This is a genomic window from Micromonospora sp. (assembly GCF_048594385.1).
Taxonomy (GTDB): Bacteria; Actinomycetota; Actinomycetes; order Mycobacteriales; family Micromonosporaceae; genus Micromonospora; species Micromonospora wenchangensis.
Genome location: NZ_JBMDWU010000220.1, coordinates 1 through 3,653 on the forward strand (window position 1 = coordinate 1; position 3,653 = coordinate 3,653).

Here is a 3,653-nt window from a genome sequence, read left to right on the forward strand (position 1 = left end):
GGGCGCCGGGCGGGGCCCCAGACGCAGAGGGGGCCCCACCCCCCCACCCTCGGGCCCCCCGCCCCGCCGCCGCCCCCCCCCCCCTGGGGGGGGGGCGGGGCCCGGCGGCCGACGTACGGTCAGGTGGCGCTGATCGTGCCGGTGAGCAGCAACGCCAGCACCAGGGTGCCGAGCGCCACCCGGTAGAGCACGAAGACGTACAGGGTGTGGTGTGCCACGTAGCGCAGCAGCCAGGCGATGGCCGCGTAGCCGATGCCGAACGCGATGATCGTGGCGACCACCATCTGCGCCACCGAGGGCACCGAGGTGCCCGGGGCGGCCGGCTCGAAGACGTCCCCGACGCTGAAGATGCCGGACATCACCACCGCCGGGATGGCCAGCAGGAACGAGTACCGGGCGGCGGCCTCCCGGGTCAGGTTGAGCAGCAGGCCGGCGGTGAGCGTGCCGCCGGAGCGCGACACCCCGGGGATCAGCGCCATCGCCTGGGCGAAGCCCATCACGATGCCGTCGCGCATCCGGAAGTTCACCAGGGTGCGGGTCTGCCGCCCCCAGTACTCGGCGAAGGCCAGCACGAAGGCGAACACGATGAGCGTGGTGGAGACCACCCACAGGTTGCGGCCGGCGGTACGGATCTGGTCCTTGAACAGGAAACCGAACAGCCCGATCGGGATCGAGCCGACGATCACGTACCAGCCCATCCGGTAGTCGAGGCTGGAGCGCACCGAGCGGTCCCGCAACCCCACCAGCCAGGTCCGGGTGATCCGCCAGATGTCCTTGGCGAAGTAGATGAGCACGGCCGCCTCGGTGCCCAACTGGGTGACCGCGGTGAAGGACGCGCCCGCGTCCCGGTCGAAGAAGATCGCCGAGGTGATCCGCAGATGCCCCGACGAACTCACCGGAAGGAACTCGGTGAGCCCCTGGACGATGCCCAGGACGATGGCCTCGACCCAGGTCACTCGCCGACTCCCGAGAGGTCGAAGGCCTCGGCGACGGTGCGCAGGGTCTGCACGCCGCTGTCCCGGTCGGCCACGAACAGGGTGACCGACAGGGTGGTCACCCCGGCGGCCGCGTACTCCCGCATCCGCTCGGCGATGCGTTCCTTGGGGCCGAGCAGCGAGGTGCGGTCGATGAACTCCATCGGCACCGCCGCCGCGGCGTCGCGCTGCCGCTTGGCCAGGTAGAGGTCCTGCACCTCGCGGGCGGCGTCGGCGTAGCCCATCCGGGTGGCGAGCTGGTTGTAGAAGTTCTGCTGCCGGCTGCCCATGCCGCCGACGTAGAGGGCGGCGTACCAACGGACCAGCTCGGCGCAGGTGGCGACGTCGTCACCGACCACCACCGGCACCGAGGGCACCACGTCGAACCCGGCCAGTTCCTTGCCGGCCTTCGCCCGGCCGGCGCTGACGGAGGCGAGCTGCTCGTCGGCGAACTCGGGGGCGTAGAACACGGCCAGCCAACCGTCGGCGATCTCGCCGGCCAGCTCCAGGTTCTTCGGGCCGACGGCGGCCAGGTAGATCGGGATGTGCTCGCGCGGCGGGTGGAAGCCCAGCCGCAGCGCCTTGCCGGGGCCGTCGGGCAGCGGCAGGGTGTAGTGCTCGCCGGCGTAGGCGACCTCCTTGCGGGCCACCGCCAGCTTGACGATGTCGACGTACTCGCGGGTACGGGCGAGCGGCTTGGCGAACCGGACGCCGTGCCAGCCCTCGGAGACCTGCGGGCCGGAGACCCCCAGGCCGAGCCGGAACCGGCCGCCGGAGAGCGCGTCGATGGTGGCCGCCGTCATCGCGGTCATCGCCGGGGTACGGGCGGGGATCTGCATCACCGCGCTGCCCACGTCGATCCGTTCGGTCTGCCCGGCCATCCAGGCGAGCATGCTCGGGGAGTCCGAGCCGTACGCCTCCGCCGCCCACACCACCGAGTAGCCGAGGCGGTCCGCCTCCTGGGCAAGCGCCAGGTGGTCCGCCGGCGTACTCCACGCCGTCTGATATCCGAGGCTGAGCCCGAGTCGCACTGATCCTCCCCATCCCGCACCACAGGTCGCATCAGGTTACGCAATGGCCCGGGGCCGGCCGCCCACCGGCTCGCCACCGGACGCCGACCGTCCGGACGCCGGGCGGGGTGGGTGGTCGGGCCGCGTCGGGACGGGTGGACAGCCAGCGACCGGACCGGCGCATCCGGTGCACAACGCGGCGGCGCGGGCGGCGGTGACGGTCGGATCGGCGACGCGACAGGCAGAGATGCCGGGAGCGAGGATATCGGTTGCGCCGCGTTCGAAATAAGGTTCACCCATGCAACAGCGACCGCTCGGCCGAAGCGGGCTGGCGGTTTCCCGGCTCGCGCTCGGCACCATGACCTGGGGCCGGGACACCGACGCCGACGACGCGGCGGCCCAGCTGAAGAGTTTCCTGGACGCGGGCGGCAACCTGGTCGACACCGCCGACGTGTTCGCCGACGGCGACGCCGAGTCGGTGCTCGGGTCGCTGCTGGGCACCCTGGTCCCCCGCGAGGACGTGCTGATCGCCACGAAGGCGGGGCTGCGGCCGGGCAGCGGCCGGCGGCGGGACGGCTCGCGCGGGCACCTGCTGCGTACGTTGGACGCCTCGCTGCGCCGGCTCGGCACCGACCACGTCGACCTGTGGCAGGTGCACGGCTACGACCCGGACACCCCGCTGGAGGAGACGCTGGCCGCGCTGGACCACGCGGTCGCCTCGGGCCGGGTCCGCTACGTCGGGGTGTCGAACTTCTCGGGTTGGCAGACCGCCCGCGCCGCCGCCTGGCAGGCCGCCTGGCCGGGGCGGGCCCCGGTGGTCGCCGCCCAGGTGGAGTACTCGTTGCTGGAGCGGGGGGTGGAGCGGGAGGTGCTGCCGGCCTGCGCCGCGTTGGGCCTGGGCGTGCTGCCCTGGTCGCCGCTGGGGCGGGGCGTGCTGACCGGCAAGTACCGCAACGGCCGCCCGGCGGACTCGCGGGCCGCCTCGGCCCACTTCGAGGCGTTCGTCGCCACCTACCTGGAGCCGCGCTGCTCCAGCATCGTCGAGGCGGTGAGCATCGCGGCCGGCGGGTTGGGCGTGTCGCCGCTGGAGGTGGCGCTGGCCTGGATCAGGGACCGGCCGGGGGTGACCGCGCCGGTGCTGGGCGCCCGCACGGTGGGGCAGCTGCTCGGCGCGTTGCAGGTGGAACGGATGACCCTGCCGGAGGAGATCACCACGGCGCTGGACGACGTGTCCGCCGTGCCGGTCGGCTACCCGGAGCGCGAGGGCTGATCCCGCCGCCGGCGCACAAGGTGGCGGACCGGACCAAAAGCACACCGGTACGTGTCAATTCCACCGATCGCCCTTTACCAACTGCCACTCCCCCATAATTGGTTCAGGCCGCTTGCGTTGTTCCGTCCGAATAGGCGGCTTAGAACCCCCTGGTGTTGTTGGCCCGGGTTTCGGCGTCCGCTTTTCGGTGGGCCTGTCCGGAAAGAGATCCGGCCCGGCGAAAACCGTCTGATCCGGCCGCCGTAAACATTGTGGCGGACCAATGACGGTGCTCTAATGATTGCGGCGTGAGCGACCCCCGCCGCGCCGTTTCTCCCATTTCGTTGGAGGACCCGTGGACCGTAAGACCGACGTCAAGCGCAAGCCCGCCAAGGTCGTCGTGCGCAAGCTCGAGCGGCT

At 72.1% G+C, this 3,653-nt stretch carries 3 protein-coding genes; 1 reads left to right on the top strand and 2 read right to left on the bottom strand.

Annotated features, from left to right (window positions below; all coding sequences use genetic code 11):
* Window positions 1-119: 119 nt before the first annotated feature.
* Together ACOJTC_RS11820 and ACOJTC_RS11825 are read right to left on the bottom strand one after the other, a co-directional pair.
* Window positions 120-956, bottom strand: coding sequence for an undecaprenyl-diphosphate phosphatase (locus ACOJTC_RS11820; protein ID WP_204924501.1), 837 nt, complete (start codon window positions 954-956; stop codon window positions 120-122).
* The gene (locus ACOJTC_RS11825; protein WP_204924502.1) at window positions 953-2,005 is read right to left on the bottom strand and encodes an LLM class F420-dependent oxidoreductase; all 1,053 of its coding nucleotides are present in this window, start codon (window positions 2,003-2,005) and stop codon (window positions 953-955) included. The genes ACOJTC_RS11820 and ACOJTC_RS11825 overlap by 4 nt, the downstream gene beginning before the upstream one ends.
* Window positions 2,006-2,282: 277 nt before the next feature.
* Between ACOJTC_RS11825 and ACOJTC_RS11830 the strand changes: the two genes are divergently transcribed.
* On the top strand, window positions 2,283-3,254 hold the full coding sequence (locus tag ACOJTC_RS11830) for an aldo/keto reductase (protein ID WP_088646211.1): 972 nt from the start codon (window positions 2,283-2,285) through the stop codon (window positions 3,252-3,254).
* Window positions 3,255-3,653 lie beyond the last annotated feature (399 nt).